Annotated in this window: 15 protein-coding genes; 1 reads left to right on the top strand and 14 read right to left on the bottom strand. The window is 38.6% G+C overall.

The window, feature by feature from the left end; genetic code table 11:
- Positions 1–211 precede the first annotated feature (211 nt).
- A complete protein-coding gene (locus LI951_RS00525) occupies positions 212–1,606 on the bottom strand; it encodes a 6-phospho-beta-glucosidase (RefSeq protein WP_229440932.1) in 1,395 nt (464 codons plus the stop codon).
- A gap of 215 nt (positions 1,607–1,821) precedes the next feature.
- On the opposite strand from LI951_RS00525, the gene LI951_RS00520 reads away from it, so the two are divergent.
- Positions 1,822–2,829, top strand: a complete 1,008-nt coding sequence (locus tag LI951_RS00520; RefSeq protein ID WP_202065985.1) for a LacI family DNA-binding transcriptional regulator — start codon at positions 1,822–1,824, stop codon at positions 2,827–2,829.
- Positions 2,830–2,974: 145 nt separating this feature from the next.
- Here the strand turns inward: LI951_RS00520 and LI951_RS00515 are convergent, their stop codons facing one another.
- From LI951_RS00515 to LI951_RS15020, 13 genes are all read right to left on the bottom strand, one after another.
- On the bottom strand, positions 2,975–4,237 hold the full coding sequence (locus LI951_RS00515) for an ABC transporter permease (RefSeq protein WP_202065983.1): 1,263 nt from the start codon (positions 4,235–4,237) through the stop codon (positions 2,975–2,977).
- Positions 4,230–5,129, bottom strand: coding sequence for an ABC transporter ATP-binding protein (locus tag LI951_RS00510; protein WP_202065981.1), 900 nt, complete (start codon positions 5,127–5,129; stop codon positions 4,230–4,232). The genes LI951_RS00515 and LI951_RS00510 overlap by 8 nt, the downstream gene beginning before the upstream one ends.
- Positions 5,130–5,315: 186 nt before the next feature.
- Positions 5,316–6,005, bottom strand: a complete 690-nt coding sequence (locus LI951_RS00505) for a DUF2812 domain-containing protein (protein ID WP_202065979.1) — start codon at positions 6,003–6,005, stop codon at positions 5,316–5,318.
- The gene (locus LI951_RS00500; RefSeq protein WP_202065977.1) at positions 5,995–6,318 is read right to left on the bottom strand and encodes a PadR family transcriptional regulator; all 324 of its coding nucleotides are present in this window, start codon (positions 6,316–6,318) and stop codon (positions 5,995–5,997) included. Before LI951_RS00500 ends, LI951_RS00505 begins: the two co-directional genes overlap by 11 nt.
- Before the next feature lie 98 nt (positions 6,319–6,416).
- Positions 6,417–6,878, bottom strand: a complete 462-nt coding sequence (locus tag LI951_RS00495) for a DUF6442 family protein (protein WP_229440931.1) — start codon at positions 6,876–6,878, stop codon at positions 6,417–6,419.
- Positions 6,875–7,084: a helix-turn-helix transcriptional regulator gene (locus LI951_RS00490; RefSeq protein WP_202065964.1), complete on the bottom strand. Its 210-nt coding sequence runs from the start codon at positions 7,082–7,084 to the stop codon at positions 6,875–6,877. Before LI951_RS00490 ends, LI951_RS00495 begins: the two co-directional genes overlap by 4 nt.
- Before the next feature lie 786 nt (positions 7,085–7,870).
- Positions 7,871–9,664, bottom strand: a complete 1,794-nt coding sequence (uvrC, locus tag LI951_RS00485) for an excinuclease ABC subunit UvrC (protein WP_202065961.1) — start codon at positions 9,662–9,664, stop codon at positions 7,871–7,873.
- 212 nt (positions 9,665–9,876) lie between these two features.
- A complete protein-coding gene (gene trxA / locus LI951_RS00480; RefSeq protein WP_202065958.1) occupies positions 9,877–10,188 on the bottom strand; it encodes a thioredoxin in 312 nt (103 codons plus the stop codon).
- 225 nt (positions 10,189–10,413) lie between these two features.
- Positions 10,414–12,780: an endonuclease MutS2 gene (locus tag LI951_RS00475; protein WP_229440930.1), complete on the bottom strand. Its 2,367-nt coding sequence runs from the start codon at positions 12,778–12,780 to the stop codon at positions 10,414–10,416.
- Positions 12,781–12,885: 105 nt separating this feature from the next.
- The gene (locus LI951_RS00470; protein WP_229440929.1) at positions 12,886–13,434 is read right to left on the bottom strand and encodes a CvpA family protein; all 549 of its coding nucleotides are present in this window, start codon (positions 13,432–13,434) and stop codon (positions 12,886–12,888) included.
- Between the two features lie 18 nt (positions 13,435–13,452).
- Entirely contained in the window at positions 13,453–13,905 is a 453-nt protein-coding gene (zapA, locus tag LI951_RS00465; protein WP_202065938.1) for a cell division protein ZapA, read from the bottom strand.
- 541 nt (positions 13,906–14,446) lie between these two features.
- Positions 14,447–18,799: a PolC-type DNA polymerase III gene (locus tag LI951_RS00460; protein WP_229440928.1), complete on the bottom strand. Its 4,353-nt coding sequence runs from the start codon at positions 18,797–18,799 to the stop codon at positions 14,447–14,449.
- A 587-nt stretch (positions 18,800–19,386) separates the two neighbouring features.
- Positions 19,387–19,515: a hypothetical protein gene (locus LI951_RS15020; RefSeq protein WP_267491498.1), complete on the bottom strand. Its 129-nt coding sequence runs from the start codon at positions 19,513–19,515 to the stop codon at positions 19,387–19,389.
- Positions 19,516–19,525: the final 10 nt, after the last annotated feature.

Here is a 19,525-nt window from a genome sequence, read left to right as displayed (position 1 = left end):
ATTTTTCAGACTGTCAGCGTGCTTATTTTATCCTGTTTTCGTTGCTGCAAATCAATACTGACCGCTTTGACCAAATACAACATTACAAATGAACTATATCCATAATAAACGATTAAAGTTAGGTTTAGTCAATAAAAAGATGAATCTTTCCATCAAAAAAGCTGAAATCAAAATGTACTTGACCTCAGCTTAATTATTTGGTAAATGATAGTTAGTTGCTTTCCATCAGTTCAGTTACATAAGCAACCGTATCTGGCTGTTCTGCTTCAATTCTTGCTACAGTATCTGCGAATTTCGGCAGATGATCTTTATGAGCAACCAGCAGCTCATCCAGTAATGTTTTTGCCATTGTTCCTCCAGGTACCAGCGGATTCACTGTGAAAGCATGTAAAGCGGCACCATAATCACCGTCAATAGCGGCACGAATTACGGTTTCTTCCATGCCTTTCATTGATTGAATAATTCCGCGTGCTGCCGATGGGAAAGCTCCCCAATTATATGGCTCATGACCGTGAGAAGTAACAGGACCTGAAACTTCAACTACACAGTCGTATGGTAAATCGGTGATTGTTCCATTGTTTTCAGTAGAAACAACCATATCTGTCCGTTTGTCATTGTAGATAGAGGCAATCATTTCACAGGCAGCATCACTGTAGTGAGTCCCCCCACGCTCTTCTAATTCTTTTGGTTTGTAGTCCAGTTTAGGATCTTTATATAATTCGAACAAGCGTGCTTCTGTTTCTTTGACTACCTGTGCTCTAGTTTTTCCTTCTTTAAATTCATCGATTGAGTGCTGCAGCATTTCATCTTCGATATAGTAATAGCGATGATAACCGCAAGGAAGCATACCCAAATCCTTCAGCTGTTCATAATGGAACGGAGCATCCCAAATATTTTTCAGATGGCTTTCCTGTTCTTTTTTTGGTCCATAAATAAGATCAATCAGTTCCTGCGTACGTTCTTTTCCTTCTTTGTCCCAAACACGGTGCCAGTGGAAATGGTTAATACCGGCAAATTTAAAGAACAGATCTTCTTCAGGAACACCCAATGCTTCTGCCGCCTGTTTTCTGTGTCCAATCGGTACATTACACAAACCTACTGTTTTCTTCCATCCGCCATGCTTAATCGCTGCTTCAGTTACCATACCAGCCGGGTTCGTAAAGTTTACCAGCCATGCATCCGGACATAGTTCTCCCATGTCTTTAATAATATCTAAAATAACCGGAATTGTACGGAAAGCTTTGAACATTCCGCCTGCCCCATTTGTTTCTTGACCAAGTACTCCATGAGACAATGGAATACGCTCGTCTTTAATCCGAGCATCCAAAAGCCCTACACGGAATTGAGTTGAAACAAAATCCGCATCTTTTAACGCAGCTCTGCGGTCCAAAGTCAAATGAACCTCCCAGTCCAATCCTGCTGCTTTAACCATGCGTTTTGCCATTGCTCCGACAATTTCCAGCTTTTCTTTTCCTGCTTCAATGTCTACCAGCCAGATTTCTTTGATTGGCAGTTCATCTTTTCTTTTGATGTACCCTTCAATTAATTCAGGTGTATAGCTTGAACCTCCACCAATTGTTGCTATTTTTAGTGCTCCTCTTGACATGTAGTTCCCTCCTGATAGTTTTTCAGAATTAATCTGATATCGTTTACAAACATATTCTAATGTGTGGGAATGTTCCCATGTCAAGCGGTTTCAAATAATTTTTTCTTTTTTATCAGAACTCTTCTATTTTTATGGGGCTTTTTCCTGAAATTGCAGGAAGAATCATTATCCAGTATACTAAAAGAAAGCAGATCGACTTGGAGGTCGTTACATCAATGACAACAATAATTGACGTCGCAAAAGCGGCTAATGTATCCAAATCCACTGTCTCAAGAGTCCTCTCCGGAAATGGCTATGTCAGCAAGGAGAGCCGAGAAAAAATTCTGACCGCTATGGAAGAGCTTGCTTATTCTCCAAACCTGGTTGCCAGAAATCTTCAAAGCGGTGAGACAAAAACAATTGGCTTTCTAGCTCAAAGCTACATTGATCCTTTGGGTGTATTTCTAAGTAATTTTATTGCTATTGCAAAATCCTATAACTATTATGTTACCTTGTACTTCACTGATGGAGACAAAAAAAAGGAAATCGAAGCGCTGAATCAACTAAAATACAAACAAATTGACGGTATTTTCCTGCTGACTCGGGCAAACGACTGGGATGTGATTGAGCCTTATACAATGTATGGACCTATCTCCACCTGGCATAGAATAGACTCTGATCGAATCTATTCTTCCTATATTGATCATTATTCCGGTTATTTTAACTCATTAAGCTATCTCTATGAGCAAGGATATCGCAAAATCGCACACATTATGAGTAATCCCAAAAATTTGAATACAAAAGCTCGTGTAAAAGCAATTGACAGCTTTTATAAAGAAAAAAAGCTTGAACTAAATCAGGATTGGGTCTTTTATGATAGAACACGGGAAACAAGCGGTCAAAAACTGGCTTATCAGTGGCATCATATGGAGGATAAACCGGAAGTTATGGCCTTTTATACAGATTCAGTAGCTGCAGAATTTATTTCAGAGCTTCAAAATCTTGGTTATGATGTACCAAAAGATGTTGCCGTAATCGGTTTTGACAACAGTCAGATCAGCAAACTGATGCATATCACTACTGTAGACTATTCCATTAATCATCAAGCTGAAAATTCATTCATCCATATTTATAATCGGTTAAATGAAAAGAGTCTTCTCCCTCGTTCAATGGACATCCAGCTGATTGAGCGGAAAACAACGCCAAAAAAAGCAAGAGACAGTCTGGCTGATAAAATTAAGTGAAACGCTGTTGGATAAACAGTAAAAAACAAGAGATATAATCAATCGTTACTTATTAATTGTTTTATTATTAGTAATAGTCAGATTTAGATAAATATAAAAAAGAAACCAGGATACGAAAACCCGGTTTCTTTTTTTGAGCCCTCCATTAAGCTTTCTTACGTTCATTTTGCAGAATAGAGATTGATTGCTTCAGTGACTTGATTACGCCGCCTTCACTATATACCAGCACATTGGATTTGTACAGTTTTGCTGAAAACAGAGTTAGAATGATTCCAAATGCCAGTAAGATACCAATTGAAATCAACACCCCAGCCGTAGAAACAGTTTCTGTTGCCAAACGGATCGGCATAATAAAGGATGAAATAAACGGAATATAAGATGTAATTCTTATAATAATATTTTGTGGATCAGCTGTTCCCAATGTCAGACCGATAAAATAACCAATCATTGCCAAGTAAATAATCGGCTGAACTGCTTTTGGTGTATCTTCCGGTTTGGAAACCAATGAACCGCATAATGCCGCCAAAACTGAGTAGACAAAAATTCCCAAAATAACGAGAATAATCGTAAACCAGATAAAGCTTCCCAAAAGACTATCCAGAGAAATTCCAGATAAGAAGTCTTTAACAATATCAATGTTTTTAAACTGATTATAACCAAGCACGGCAGCAAGAACATAGATAATAATTTGAGTAAAAGCAACCAGTATAACACCTGTCAGCTTTCCGTAGAAGTGTGTTTGCGCTTTTGTGCTTGAAAGGATAACTTCCATAATTCTTGTACCCTTTTCAGACGCAATTTCCTGAGCAATAATTGATGCATAGGTAATAATAATTATCCATAAAATGATTGTCACTGCAAATGAGATACCCGTTTGGATGCCTGTGTTATCTATCCCTGTACTCATCTGACCGTCTTCATCAAAAGTAACTTTTGTTTTTGAGAACGTTGCCGGCTGCTGCAGGCTTGCTGCCTGTTCTGGAGTTAAATTCAGTTTCCCTGCATTAACAGAAGACTGGATACTGTTCAATATTTGTTGAATCATCAGATCAGTTGTGGCACCCAAAGATGATTCAGTATAAAGAGTCCCTTTGATTTCATCATTAGCAGTATCCAAAACAAGAAATCCTTCAATGTCTTCATTTTTCAGCTGCTCCTCGGCCTCTTCTTTTGAATCAACCGCTTTAAATACAAAATTTTCGATTTCTGTTTGGCTTAACTGCTCTGCAACAGCTGGGTTATCTGAAATAATGCCAATTGTATCTGCTTCTGAAAATCCTCCGGATAAGCTAATCGCAGCATACATTACACCCATCAACAGAAACGGTGCCAAAATCATAATCAAAAAGGATACTGATTTAATATTCTTTTTATAAACGTCTAATGCGATAATCCAAAACTTACTCATTTGGTTCACCTGCTTTCATCTTAAATATTTCCTCCAATGTCGGCGGCTGCTGATTAAACATTGAAATATAGCCGAATTGAGTGGCTCTTGTAAAAATTTCCTCACCGGCCTTGGGATCGCTTAGAGTAATATCCATCACGCCATCTCCACGCTTAAAGGCAGAAGCAACACCCTCTACAGAGGATATCTCTTCAACAGTGAGTGCAGATTCCAAAAATACTTTTGTCCGACCAAAGCTTTCTCTGATTTCATGAACTCTCCCATCCAAGACAACAGTTCCGCTTTTCAACATCAGGAGATGATCACAGATTTTTTCCACATTATCCATATTATGACTGGAAAAAATCACACAAGATCCTTTCTCCTTCAGTTCAATAATACCGTCTTTCAACAGCTCTGCATTTACCGGATCAAGACCGCTGAAGGGCTCATCCAAGATAACCAGCTTTGGCTCATGAATTAAGGTTGCAATCAGCTGAACCTTTTGCTGATTGCCTTTTGACAGTGCTTTTACCTTGTCTGTTTTCTTTCCCTTGACTTTAAATTTCTCCATCCATTCGTCAATTTTTGGCTTAATTTCTTTTTTTGACTTCCCTCTAAGTTCAGCAAAATAGATCAGCTGATCTTCAATCGTCGCTTTTGGATACAATCCTCTCTCTTCCGGAAGATAACCTATATCATTATAGTCCTTATCGCTTAATTCATGTCCATTCCACAAAACAGTTCCGCTGTCCTGAGAAAGAAAATCCAGAATCAATCTGAAAGTTGTTGTCTTTCCAGCTCCGTTCTGTCCAATTAATCCCAAAATCTTTCCATCTGGAATGTCAAATGAAACATTATCCACTGCGGTATAGTCCCCAAATGTTTTAACCAAATTTTTTACTTCTAACATTCTTATCCCTCCTGAATTAAACGTATTGACCGTGCTTCACTTCATGAATCTTTGTTGTGATTTATCAAACAGCCAGGTTAGCTGAGATAAACTAAATGAAAAACTAAAATTTTTTTGGCATTCTGCTGATAGCAGCTTCCTTTCGAAAATCTTTCAAAACAACAAACCTTCATCCTATTCTCCTCTTTAAGCAATATCTCCAAACATAAAGCTTAAAATCATACCAACGATTGCTCCGAAAAACATCAAAATAATTAAATCCCGCCAGAGCCGCTGCCGTTTTGCAAAAATCTCCGGCCTATTGAAAAATTTCTTCCGATCTTTATAAAAAAGCATTGAAAACAATATATTTAACAAGACTGAAAACGGCAAAACAGTAAAAATAGTCCCGAAGAAAAAAAGCAAGGCTCGTGAAATAATATACAAAATACCGTGACTGCTGTCAGACTGTCTGGTTAAATAAGTAATAAAATAGATCAACAAACCTATCGGAACATACGTTAGACTTGATTTAAAGTTCCAAAGCCATTCCTGCCGCATTCGGACAGAATAACTGTCTTCATCAGAATAAATCGTTAACGCAGATGGCTCTGCCTGAAAATAATAATACTTTTTCTTGTAGTCGGCAACATATTCCCAGCCTGCTTCTTCATAAATAGTCAAGTACTCGTCAAGCTCTTCTTTACTGCCTGAAAAGAAATCTACTGAAAACTTTTTATCCTCAATTTCACCTTTTTCAAACACGAGAAATCCCAAAGAATTAAGCTTTATGAAATGCCAGCCATGCTTGAGCTGCTCTTTCAGCAGTTCCATTTCCTTTTCGGGATAAAAAGCAACGCCTCTGGAAAATACATAATTTTTATCCTTAATGATCATTTTTTCTACTCCTTTTTTCAGTTAATAATGACTCTCCAACCTGATAAAGAAGCTTTCTTCGATTGATATCCTTCTCAAGGATCTTTAATCCCTGTTCAGAAATCAAATAGATTTTCTTTCGTTCTGCATTTTCCTCTAATGTAATCCAACCACTTTTCTGAAGCTTTTTTAAAATAGTATACATACTTGCAGGACCAATTGTGACTTTCCCCTCTGTCAGTTCATTAACCTGCTTCATAATTGCATATCCATGCTGCGGCTCAAGCAAAGCTAATAAAATCAAGTAGCTTGAATCTGTTAGCATCTCATCCATTGAGTTTCCCTCACTATATCGTGTTTAGATATATCACCCAACGATATATCGCTTAACGATATAATAACGAACTGCTGTTTATTTGTCAATCCATGATCTTACATTTTTTTCTGATAAACGATATGACAGATAAGATAGATGATCAGGAAGACGCAGCTTATCATCGCTAAAAGTATGCTATAGGTCGGGTTGAAAAAAGCTCTAACAATTGTTGAAACTGCCAGCAAAAACATCAGTATACTTGCAGCTGCTGCCAAGGCGCGATTATTTATTTCCTGATTTCGCTCGTCATACTCTTCTCGTTTATTTTTTTCCATTTTTTGTTTGTTTTGCATCATCAAATTATTCTTTACATAAAAAATAATACCAACAGAAAGCAGACCACCCCCCATTCCTTTTATAAATGAAGCCCGCTGACTCTGTTCGTTTAAAATAAAAAGTGCAATGACCTCCAAAGCAATGCCGACTGCTATCATAGTCAGAAATAATAATCTTCTTCTTTTTAATGCAATAGTGTAATTCTTTGAAGAGGTTGAGTTAATAATTTTTTTGAGTATCATATGTTTTCTTCCTCCAAATCAAATATAAAGATATCCTCAATTGTCTGTCCAAAATACTGCGCCAGTTTATGTGCTAATACCAAAGAAGCTTTATACCGGCCATTTTCCAGTGAAATAATTGTCTGCCTAGTTACATCAACTGCTTCAGCTAATTCATTTTGAGTGACTTTCCTTTCTTTTCTCAGTTTCTGGATATTGTTTTGCACAAAATTCCTCCTTCAAAAAAGTCTAGCTTGCTTTACAAAAATAGTATAGCTGACTTTACAAATAAAGTAAAGCGAGCTATACAAAATAATGAATGAAAAAATAAGCTTGAATCAAACTTGCTTTTTTCATAAACTTTATATAGTAAGAAAATCTGATGCCATAATAGACAATAGTATAAAAAGGGCTATATCTTAAATTTATCTTGGAAAAATAACTAGTGTCTTCTCCTAAGATTAATCACCTGTATATATCCCCTATGATTCGAATATTAACAAAGGTTTATCAACATAAAATAGAGAAGATAAATATCTGGACATAACACTAGTGCTCTGACCAAATTAAAACTAAGTGGTACTCCTAATCCAAGAAACGTGCAGCCAGCACGGAAGCAACTCGGTAGAAAATGCCGATTTCATCCCTAACTGGAGTCAAACTAGCTGTAAAGTCGTACACTATTTAACTGAGCTCGCTTCTTCCAAGGAATACTTATTGAAGCTACGCATATCATTTCACTAGAAGAGCTTACACCAGTGAAACTGACAATTCCCCAGTTGCTTTTGAGGTTGCTCGTTCTTGTCATTGAAGCATGCACGTTAACATTTTCTATCTTTGTATATCAGTTATAACCAATCATTTTAATGTAGAAAGTGAGCAAATTCAGAGCACAACAACTTAAATTCTATAGAAAAAATTCAACCTGTTTTCCTGTAAAAAAAATCCCACACAGTGAACCTATCTGCCAGCTATTTCCAGCTGCACATACGTACACCGTGTAGAACTTCCACTTACTCTTTCAACTTCTCTTCTTCTTGATGCAGGTGATTATAGACATTTTGAGCCACATTTTTAGGCAATCCGGCAGCTTTTAAATCATCCAGAGTTGCAGCAGTAATATTTTTTAATGACTTAAACTGACGCAAAAGCTCCTTTTTTCTCTTCGGACCCAACCCTTCAATATCATCCAGTTTTGAAGCAAAACTGTTTTTACTTCTCAGTTGGCGGTGGAAAGTTATCGCAAAGCGGTGAACTTCATCCTGAATCCGCTGCAGCAGAAAAAACTCCTGAGAATTTCTCTCCAATGGAACCACCGAAAGCTCTGGTCCAAACAACAGCTCACTTGTTTTATGTCTGTCGTTTTTAGCCAGACCAGCAATTGGTATGTCCAAACCCAGCTGGTTGGCAAGTACTTCTCTTGCTGCATCCACTTGACCTTTTCCTCCGTCAATCACTATCAGATCTGGGAAAGGCAATCCTTCTTTAAGTACACGAGAATAACGGCGGTAGATGACTTCTCTCATAGAGGCATAATCATCCGGTCCCTTCACCGTTTTTATTTTATATTTTCGATATTCTTTTTTGTCCGGTTTCCCATCAATAAAGACAACCATTGCTGAAACAGGGTCCGTTCCCATAATATTGGAGTTATCAAACGCTTCTATTCGAACAGGTGTAGGAATATTCATTGCATTACCCAAGCGTTCCGCAGCCCCAATTGTTCGTTCCTGTTTTCGGACAATCAGATCAAATTTTTCCTGTAGTGCAACAGCAGCATTTTTCCCAGCCAGTCTAACCAGCTTTTTCTTTTCTCCACGTTGCGGCTGTACAACAGTGGTTGAAAGCAGTGCTTCTACACTTTCCTTATCAATGTTGTCAGGAATCAGCACTTCTTTTGGAATAAAGTGTTCGTTTTCCTGATAAAACTGTCCAATGAATGTTAGAAAATCTTCTTCCGCTTCATTGTAAAATGGAAAAATGGATACATCTCTTTCGATCAGTTTTCCCTGTCTCACAAAGAATACCTGTACACACATCCACCCCTTGTCTACTGCGTATCCGAAGACATCCCGATCCACTAAATCGGCATTAGTCATTTTCTGACGAGTCATCACTGTCTCAATGGACTTAATTAAATCACGGTATTCTGCTGCCTTTTCAAATTCCATCGCTTCTGCTGCCTGACCCATTTTTTCTTCGAGTTCCTTTTCAATTTCCGGATAACCGCCGTTCAAAAAACGTCGAATCTCTCCTACCATTTCAGTATATTTTTCTTTTGGTATATCGAAAACACAAGGTGCCAAGCATTGACCCATATGATAATAAAGACAAACTTCTTTAGGCAGCACCCGACATTTTCTTAATGGAAACAGCCGATCCAGCAAACGTTTGGTATCATTTGCTGCTTTCACGTCTGGATAAGGACCAAAATAAAGTGCTTTGTCTTTCAGGACTTTTCTGGTAATCAGCAGTCGTGGATAGGATTCATTAGTTATTTTTATGAAAGGGTAACTTTTATCATCCTTCAACATGATATTATATTTCGGATCATTTTTGTGAATCAGATTGATTTCCAGCAAAAGCGCCTCAATATTTGATTCAGTAACAATATATTCAAAGTCTTCAATTTCGCTGACAAGTCGTTCAGTTTTTGTATCATGACTTCCTGTAAAGTAAGAACGGACACGGTTTTTAAGAATTTTTGCTTTTCCAACATAAATAACTGTACCGTTTTTATCCTTCATAAGATAGCAGCCAGGCTGATCAGGAAGCAGTGCTAATTTATTTGCAATTCTTTCATTCAAGAAGATTTCCTCCCCCTTTTTACCTGTAGTATTATAACACGAAGTCGGTAAATACGCGACAAGATACGAATGAATGTTCTTATATTGAATAAAGCAATTGGTGAATTCAACTACCCTCCAGATCGAATTGAAATTCACAATAAAAAATGAGATATTCCTCTCATACAAAGAAGAATACCTCAAGATTTCATTTTTTTATAAACAGCAGATAATTAAAGATACTTGCCCACTACGTCAGCCAGTTGCTCTTTTGAATGAACGCCTACCAGTCGTTCAACGACTTCGCCGTCTTTTTTCAGCATTAACGTTGGAATACTTAAAATACCGAAAGAACCCGGTGTTTCCGGATTTTCATCTACATCCATTTTCACAATTTTTAATTCATCTTCATAATCTGCAGCTAACTGGTCCAAAATTGGTGCCTGCATACGGCAAGGGCCGCACCATTCAGCCCAAAAATCAATAAGAACCAAGCCGTCAGCCGTTTCTGCTGCAAATGTTTTATCTGTAATTGCTTCAGTCATCTTTTATTCCTCCTACTTCTAAATACAAATTTATTATAGCATTCCAGGATTCGATAGACCATCATTTTGCTTATCATTAGTAAGAGATGATCAATAAGCTAGGGTGCTTAATAAAATATTTATGGCTAATTAACAGCGGTGATTTCTTCAAGAGATATGTTGATTTTTCACAAACATGATGCAAAAATCCCTTTTGTATAAATAAACTTCTGCTACTACACAGCTCTATTTGAATTTAACGATGGTCGCTCCGTTTCCGCCTTGATTCCCCGGAGCAAATTCAAAGCCCTGAACACTACGGTGATTCTTCAAATAATCAGTTATTCCGGTTCTTAAAGCCCCAGTACCTTTTCCGTGTACGATTGTGACCTGCGGATATCCTGCCAATATGGCGGCATCCAAATACCGATCGACTTCCTCCAGTGCTTCTTCATATCGTTTGCCTCGAAGGTCCAGCTGATTAGGAACATGACTTGATTCGACAGAGCGTATAGTGGTCATTTTCTGAACCGGTTCCTTTTCTTTCCCAACGAGTGTCATGTCTTCCTCACTTACAGCCATTTTCAGAATCCCCAGTTGAACCTGCCAGGTATCTGTTCCTGTTTTTTTCAAGAGTACTCCTCGTTGTCCATACGTATTGACAATCACTTCGTCTCCAGCTTTCAGCTGTTTCTGCTCTCTCGCTTTCTTCAGCACCTTGTTCTGTTTCAGGTGCCCCTCTTCCTGATGAAGATTAGACAATTTCGTTTTTGCATCGATCAATTGATGTTCTTTCACACCACCCTGATTTCCTCCTGCAAGCTGAAGTTTACGAATATCAGAAATGATTTTTTCAGCTTCTTCCTGTGCCTCGCTTACCAGCTTGTTTGCTTCTTTACGTGCTTTCGCCATTTCCTTTTCACGTTCATCAAGAAAATAATTGTAAGCTTCTTTCAAGTCTTTAAACAGACCCTGAGACTCATCCACGAAATGCCGAACTTCCAGATACTCGGTTTCGGCCATTTTTCTGCGATTTTCCAAATCTGCAATCATTTCATTCAAGTCTTGACTTTCACCGTCCATAATTTGTTTTGCTTCATTGATAATCACTTCCTCAAGACCCAGTCTTCTTGAAATTTCAAATGCATTGCTTCGTCCCGGAACACCAATAAGCAAACGATAAGTCGGACTCAAGGTATCCACATCAAATTCCATACTTGCGTTAATCGTTTTCGCTCGATTATAGCCGTACACCTTAAGCTCAGGATAATGGGTAGTTGCCACAACATATGCACTTTTGCTTCCTAAAGCATCCAGTATCGAAATAGCCAAGGCAGCTCCTTCCTGCGGATCGGTTCCAGCTCCCAGCTCATCAAACAGCACCAGAGAATTGCTGTCCACTTTTTTTAGAACATCTACAATGGTTGTCATATGAGAAGAAAACGTACTTAAACTTTGTTCGATGGACTGTTCATCCCCAATATCCGCAAAAACTTCCTTAAAGATTCCAATGACACTTTCTTCCTCTGCAGGTATCGGCAAACCAGACTGTCCCATCAGCTGCAGCAATCCCAACGTTTTTAATGTAATTGTTTTTCCACCCGTATTTGGTCCTGTAATGACGATTGCCTGATAATCCTCGCCTAAAGCAATGTCATTCGCAACAGCCATGTCCGGGTCCAACAGCGGATGACGTGCCTGTTTTAAGAAGATGTGATTTTCAAGACTCAGTTCAGGAACAATCGCTTTCAGCTCTTTCCCAAGTCGTGCCTTCGCATTAATGAAATCAAATTTTCCTATTACGTATGCATTATGGATAATTTCCTGCTGGTAAGGGACCAATTCTGCAGACAGCTCTGAAAGGATACGTTCAATCTCATTTCGTTCTGCAATCTGATGCTGGCGCAGCCGATTGTTCAATTCCACAATCTGCTTTGGTTCGATAAATAATGTTTGCCCCGAAGAACTTTGATCATGCACAACGCCGCCAAATATACCTCGGTATTCCTGCTTTACCGGAATAACATAACGTTCATTTCTCATTGTGACAATTGCATCACTCAGATAACGGGCATTCTTCCCCCGTACAATACCGTCCAGCTGTTCCCGGATAGTCTGTTCACTGCGTCGAATATTATTTCGAATAATTCTCAGCTCAGGTGAAGCTTCATCCTGAACCTGACCGTCTTCTGCAATTGATGCTCGCAATTTTCTGCTGAGCTCAGGGATAGTCACCAACTGATCAAGCCATTCATAAATTCGAAGCAGCTCGATTTCGCTGTCTTTTAAATCTTCAAAAAAGCGAATTACTTCATTTACCGTGGAAAGCACCCGACCAATTTGAGCCAGTTCAAGACCATTCAAATCAGCACCGATTTCAATTCGTTTCATATGCGGTCTGATATTCTCAAGTTTTGGAATCGGGATTCCTCCCCGCAAGCGCTGAACTTTATAGCCGTCTTCAGTTTCATTCAGCCAGGATTGTATCACTTGACTATCGTCACTGGGAACCAGTTTCTCCACTTCATCTTTTCCCTGTGCCGTAACGAGATACTCTGCCATCTGCTGCTTCACTTTATCAAAGTTTAGCGTTGTTAATATTTTTTCGTTCAATTTTTTCACCTACTCTTCTTTTTTCTTCATTATCAGTACAAAAAAAGCTGAAACAAAGAACCTAACGGACATTGTCTCAACCTCTCATTAAAATTCCAGCTTGTGTTAACCGATCATTTGTTTTACCCAGAGATCATAAATCTGCTTGGAAAATATCGGTGTGTCATTTACCATAAATCTTGCCAGCCCACTGTTTTCAAACTGATTCTGTATGATATCCATGGGAATCATCGCCAGGGCATTTAAAATTAGAAATAAGCCTATATACAGTACAACCGTGCTCAAAATTCCGCCGGCTATCCAATCTGCCTGTTTTAGTATGGGCAAAAACGTCAGTCCATGAGCAAAAATTGCAATAAAACGAACGACCAGCCAGCCAATAAACAGAATGATCAAAAAGGCAATTGCTCCATAAAATGCCTTATCCAGCTCAAACACAATTTCCTGATTAAATAATACCAGCTTTGTTTCTTCCGATGCCGAAGGATACGGGATATACAGTTCAAGATGTGAAGCCAGTTCTTTATAATTGCTCTTCGCTACCAAATACGAGATAGAATAGCCCACACTATATAATATTTGTAAAACAAATCCTCGCTTAGCTCCAGTATAAAAGCCGACTGCTAAAATGAAAAGTATCAGTAATGTTAACATCCTGCCATCCTTTCAAGATTAATTTTCCTGATTTTCTTGAGTTCCTTTGTTCTGAATCTGCTGTTTACGGTTTTCATTAAGAATCTGCTGAGCTTCCATATGATTATGAATTTCAACATCCTCCTTGCCATTTTTCTTCAGAACTCCCTTTGCCTCTGCTTCAATGGCTTCAATGCGCTTAATTCTATTTTCAAGCTCCGTAACTCTAATCGTACGGCGTTTCAGCTCTTCCACTTCATGTCTTAATTTAAGCACCTCTTCCTGTTTCTTCAATTGATCGGAAACAGCATTCACTGCCAACAGGACAGAGGCCTGTTCAGTGTTGGTTTGAGGAGACATATGCTTAATTTCTGCAAGTTGTTCATTTACGATTCTGGTGACCATATCCATATGTTTTTTACTTTCCTGCCCAATGATTGTATACGTATGATTTGCTATCACGGCTTTATATCTTGTTTTCTCTTTTGCCATGTTTTCCCCCTCCTGTACTAACCCATAACCCACATTATACCATGAATCACCGCTAAAAGTTATTTCCGGTGAATAATCCTATATCATTATATGCTAGTTATTGGAAAAATTAAAGGTTTAAGCCAATTATTCTTATGTGCTTTAAAGAGAATTAAAACACTTTCTTTCCTAATGAGCAATATCCTCAACAGATGTCATACAAAAAGTTTCATTTACTCTTTTGTTTTCCATTTAAGCTCTAAAATAATAACAGGAAATAAATAAACCCATGCCAGAAAAAATATACCATTATTAGATAGAATATGCTAATGTATGCTCTATATTCTTTGGAATTAATTATCATTTGATTTTAACGGATTGGTTGCAGTAAATCAGTAACGTGAACGAATAAACTGGTATTTCATTTTTGCTGTATACCACCTTTTAGTTCCACCCTATCACCTTGCCGCCTGCTTGCTTCTCTTATCAAATCAATTCTAAAAAAAAACAAAGATGCTTTGAGTCGAGCTCGCAGCATCTTCGTTTTTTCATTAATCCTTTCTTACAGCATATCAAACAGAGACAGCTGGTTCTCATCAGGTAAATCCTTTAGAACACCATTTTCATTCATATATTCAATCAGCGTTTTAGATACCTTTCCTCTGGTCGCCAGGTCTTCTTTAGAAAGAAACGGTTCTTCTCTTGCTTCGACAATTGACTTCGCCACATTCATACCCAAACTTGGTACTGCGCGGAATGGCGCAATCAGCGTGTTCCCGTCGATAACAAAATTTTCTGCATCAGATTTGTATAAATCTATCATACTGAAATTATAGCCCCGTTCAATCATCTCATTGGCAAGCTCCAGCACCGTTAGGAGATTTTTCTCTTTCGTTGAAGCTTCCAGACCTTTATCCTGAATTTCCTTCATTCGTGCTTTAACGGCATCCTTTCCCTGTGACATAGCCACAAGATCAAAATCATCTGCACGAACTGAAAAATAGGCACAATAATACAAGATTGGGAAGTAGACCTTAAAATAGGCTACCCGCAAGGCCATCAATACATAAGCAGCTGCATGGGCTTTCGGGAACATGTATTTGATTTTTGAACAGGAATCAATGTACCATTCAGGAACATTGTTTTCACGCATCGCCTTTAGATACGTATCCCGTAAGTCATCCGGAATTTTATTCCACTGCCCTTTACGCACTGTTTCCATTATTTTAAAGGCCATACCGTCATCCAAGCCGGCATGAATCAAATACACCATGATATCGTCCCGACAGCCGATAACCTCTGCCAGAGTGGCTTCACCCTTACGAATCAGCTCTTCCGCATTTCCCAACCATACATCAGTTCCGTGAGAAAGTCCGGAAATCTGCAACAGCTCCGCAAATGTTGATGGATGTGTCTCTTCCAGCATTCCACGGACAAAACGAGTTCCAAACTCTGGAATTCCCAAAGTACCTGTTTTCGAGAATATCTGATCCGGCTCAACGCCTAAAACATTCGTCCCTTCAAAAATCCTCATCACTTCCGGATCATCTGTTGGAATTGTTTTAGGATCAATTCCAGATAAATCCTGAAGCATTCTAATTACAGTCGGATCATCATGTCCCAGTATATCCAGTTTTAATACATTGTCATGAATAGAATGGAAATCAAAGTGAGTGGTTTTCCATTCTGCATTTTGATCATCAGCCGGAAACTGAATCGGCGTAAAATCATATACATCCATATAATCCGGGATAACAATAATCCCGCCTGGATGCTGTCCGGTTGTCCGTTTAACTCCAGTCGATCCTTTTGCCAGCCGATCAATTTCTGCTCCGCGAAAATTCAAATTGTGATCCCGCTCATAACCTTTCACATAGCCATAGGCTGTTTTATCTGCTACCGTACCTATTGTACCTGCACGGTAAACATACTCTTCTCCAAAGAGAATTTTTGTATAACCATGGGCTTCTGCCTGATAATCTCCTGAAAAGTTCAAGTCAATATCGGGCACCTTGTCTCCATGGAAACCAAGGAATGTTTCAAATGGAATATCATGACCATCTTTAAATAGTCTGGCTCCGCATTCAGGACATTTTTTTTCCGGCATATCATATCCGGAACCATAGGACCCGTCTTCAAAAAATTCAGAGTACTTGCAATTTGGACAATGATAATGAGGTGCTAATGGATTAACCTCTGTAATCCCTGTCATTGTGGCCACAAAGCTGGACCCAACTGAACCCCGTGATCCTACAAGATAGCCATCCTCCATACTCTTGTGAACCAGTTTTTGAGAGATCAGATAGATTACTGAGAAGCCGTTCCCAATAATACTGTCCAGTTCTTTTTTTAAACGTTTTTCCACGATATCCGGTAATGGTTCTCCATAAAGTTCTTTCGCTCTAGAATAACTTAAATTCCTGATTTCATCCTCAGAGCCCGGAATTTTGGGTGTATATAAGTCATCCTTAACCGGTGTAATTTCTTCACACATATCAGCAATTGCGTTGGTATTCTCCACAACAATTTTTTTTGCGGTGTCTTCTCCAAGAAAGTTGAAAGCTGTTAGCATTTCATCCGTAGTTCTAAAATGAACTAACGGCAGACTATGACGATTTAACGGGTTTGCGCCTCCCATTGAGCCAATCAGAATTTTACGATAGACACTGTCTTCCTCATTCAGATAATGAACATTTCCTGTAGCTGCTACAGGGATATTCAACTCGTCACCGATTTTAACAAGATTCGAGATAATTTCTTCCAAATCTGCTTCACTTTTAACCAGCTCTTGTTCAAGTAAAGGCGCATAGACAGCCTTGGGCATTACTTCGATGTAGTCGTAAAATTTTGCCCGGTTCTTTGCTTCTTCCACCCCTTTTTGCATCATTGCTTCAAAAATTTCGCCGCTTGAGCATGCCGACCCAATAATCAGCCCTTCTCTCAGTTTATTCAGCTGAGAACGTGGAATTCTCGGAATACGGAAAAAGTAATTCACATTTGACATAGAAATTAATTTAAATAAATTTTTCAGTCCAGCTTGTGTAGCAGCCAGAATTGTTGCATGGAAAGGACGCGCTCGTTTATAAGAATCACCCTCACCAATGTGCATGTTCAGCTCATCGTGATAGTGCATATTATGATTTTCTTTTGCATCTTTCAAGAAAATCCAGCAAAGATGTCCCGTTGATTCTGAATCATAAATCGCCCGGTGATGCTGTTCAAGATTGACACCAAATTTTTTGGACAGCGTATTTAATCGGTGACTCTTAAAAGTTGGATGTAAATAACGAGACAGTTCAAGTGTATCAATGACGGGATTATCTGCTTCCGGAATACCATATTTGCCGTAGCTTGTATTTAAGAAGCCCATATCAAATGAAGCGTTGTGGGCAACAAGAATCGTCCCTTCCGCAAATTCTTTAAATAACCGGAGTACTTCTTCTTCCGATTTAGAACCGCGAACCATTTCATCCGTAATCCCGGTTAAATTAATGGTTGTTTGTGACAAGGGATGTCCGGGATCAATGAATTGTTCAAATGTATCAATAATATTTCCTTTATGCATCTTGACAGCTGCCAACTCGATAATGGTATCATAAACAGCTGATAAACCAGTAGTTTCCACGTCAAACACAACATAGGTGGCATCCGTTAACTCAATATGTGCCTCGTTATAGGCAATTGGAACGCCATCATCAACAATGTTCGCTTCCACACCATAAAGAATTTTTACTCCGGCCTTTTTCCCTGCACTATGCGCATCCGGGAAAGACTGAGCTCCTCCATGATCTGTAATCGCAATTGCCTTATGCCCCCACTTGCCTGCCTGAGCAACCAGATCGCCAATATTATTGGTAGCATCCATTGTACTCATGTTGCTGTGAAGATGCAGCTCAACTCGTTTTTCCCCTTCAGGTGCATAATCTTTTCTGGCCTCGTGGCTGACTTCCATCAAGTCCTGAGCATTCATAACTAAATCACGCATAAAAGTATCTTCCTGGATACTCCCCCTGACGCGAATCCAGCTGTTATTCCTTATTGCTTCGAAAATCTGTTCATCTTTCTCACCATTTGAGAATTTCTTTACAATAAATGACGAAGTATAATCAGTAATCTTCAGGATTAAAATTTTTCGTTTTGAACGAAGCTCTCGGATTTCTTTATCAAAGATATAACCTTCAATCGTGACCCGGCGTTCTTCCTCTAAAATATTTCCCATTGGTATAATCACTTCATCATTGGGTATATTTCTTCCCAGCTTCACCGGTCCGTCCAATGCTCCGACAGCATTTTGCTTTTCTTTTTTACGCTGCTCATGTTTTACAAGAGACTCAGCTGCCTGTTGCTGAAACGCTTCAGCCTGTTCCTGTTTCCGCTCTTCAAAAAGCTTCAGTACACGTTCTGCCTGCTGCTGATCCATTTTAGGCTCAATATGAAATTTTTTAAACCCGTATTGTGTATATAAATTTTCAATGATTGGTAAATACTGCTGTTTCAAATAAGATATCACTGCTTCATTATCAACAGGTAAAATCACTCTTTGATCTTGAATAACAGGTGTTTGATTTTTTACGACACGTTGAACAAGCGGAGAATCACATTGATAATTTAACAAAGCGAGCTGCCAATAATCAGTCAGCTGCTCTTCTGAATAGCTTCCGCCGTTTAATGTCTGAAAGCTGACTGAAACACCGGCAATCTGTTGAAATGCCAGTTCAATATGCTGTATGAATGACTGATAAAGCATAACCGGCAAAATCTCAGGGATTTCCAAATGAAATTCCCATACACGGCTTTTTTGATGAACAACAACTTTTTTTATTTTTCCCTCTTGAAGAATAGGGTGTTCTCTTTCTGAATCTTCCAGTTGAATCTGATCCAACAACTTGATGAATAATTCTTTTTCCTGCTCCAAAAAATGAACCTCCTCTAACTTACTTGACTGCCATTCCTTTATTTAATTAAAAGCAAATGACCTTTATCATTCTAAATAATGAAATGAACCAAATTTCCTTTTTGTTCCAGACTGTCCTGTCTGAAAACAAAAAAAGCACACTTGATTCATAAAATAATAGGTTAAATTTTGTCTGTACTGTACAGTCCTGATCATTCTTAAGTATACTATTATTTCTCCTGAAACACAACGAAGTACATGATTTGAATTTACCCATTATTCACTAAAAATCCTATTATATCAGTAGTTACAGAAGCTGTTTCCTAAACAAATAGAATGTGCTTCGAAATACTGTTCGTTCAATGATTCTCTGTATTAGTTCCTAAAATTTGGGGTAAATTCAAAAGTGCATGGACAGCTGCCAGTGAAAATAGAAGATTCTTTCACTTGATCCAAGATCGTTTAATAGGTGGTTTAGCTGTTTGGTCAATGAGTATAAATACATTCCTTATTGAAACTTCGGCTGTTCGGAGAAGGTGCAGGAGCATGTAGTCTGTCTAGGGGCTTTTCTACATAAAATTCCTATTTTTTTATGCAGAGCTGCTTTTTTATAATTTATTTTGTTTGTTAATCCAGTGAGCCGACACAGCCATCCCTGCACGGGTTGTATTACTTTGGTCTATTGAATTCACCCCAACAAAATCATGAATCATTCCCTGAAATTGGATTTGTGTCATATCAGCTCCC

The organism is Enterococcus sp. BWT-B8 (assembly GCF_020567625.1).
Lineage (GTDB): Bacteria > Bacillota > Bacilli > Lactobacillales > Enterococcaceae > Enterococcus_L.
Note: the sequence above shows the minus strand (reverse complement) of the source record. Positions and strands in the feature narration are given on the sequence as shown.

Coding starts and splice junctions, on each gene's coding strand:
- LI951_RS00525 (WP_229440932.1), bottom strand. CDS start 1,606: ATGTCAAGAGGAGCACTAAAAATAGCAACAATTGGTGGAGGTTCAAGC.
- LI951_RS00520 (WP_202065985.1), top strand. CDS start 1,822: ATGACAACAATAATTGACGTCGCAAAAGCGGCTAATGTATCCAAATCC.
- LI951_RS00515 (WP_202065983.1), bottom strand. CDS start 4,237: ATGAGTAAGTTTTGGATTATCGCATTAGACGTTTATAAAAAGAATATT.
- LI951_RS00510 (WP_202065981.1), bottom strand. CDS start 5,129: ATGTTAGAAGTAAAAAATTTGGTTAAAACATTTGGGGACTATACCGCA.
- LI951_RS00505 (WP_202065979.1), bottom strand. CDS start 6,005: ATGATCATTAAGGATAAAAATTATGTATTTTCCAGAGGCGTTGCTTTT.
- LI951_RS00500 (WP_202065977.1), bottom strand. CDS start 6,318: ATGGATGAGATGCTAACAGATTCAAGCTACTTGATTTTATTAGCTTTG.
- LI951_RS00495 (WP_229440931.1), bottom strand. CDS start 6,878: ATGATACTCAAAAAAATTATTAACTCAACCTCTTCAAAGAATTACACT.
- trxA (WP_202065958.1), bottom strand. CDS start 10,188: ATGACTGAAGCAATTACAGATAAAACATTTGCAGCAGAAACGGCTGAC.
- LI951_RS00470 (WP_229440929.1), bottom strand. CDS start 13,434: ATGTTAACATTACTGATACTTTTCATTTTAGCAGTCGGCTTTTATACT.
- zapA (WP_202065938.1), bottom strand. CDS start 13,905: ATGGCAAAAGAGAAAACAAGATATAAAGCCGTGATAGCAAATCATACG.
- LI951_RS15020 (WP_267491498.1), bottom strand. CDS start 19,515: ATGACACAAATCCAATTTCAGGGAATGATTCATGATTTTGTTGGGGTG.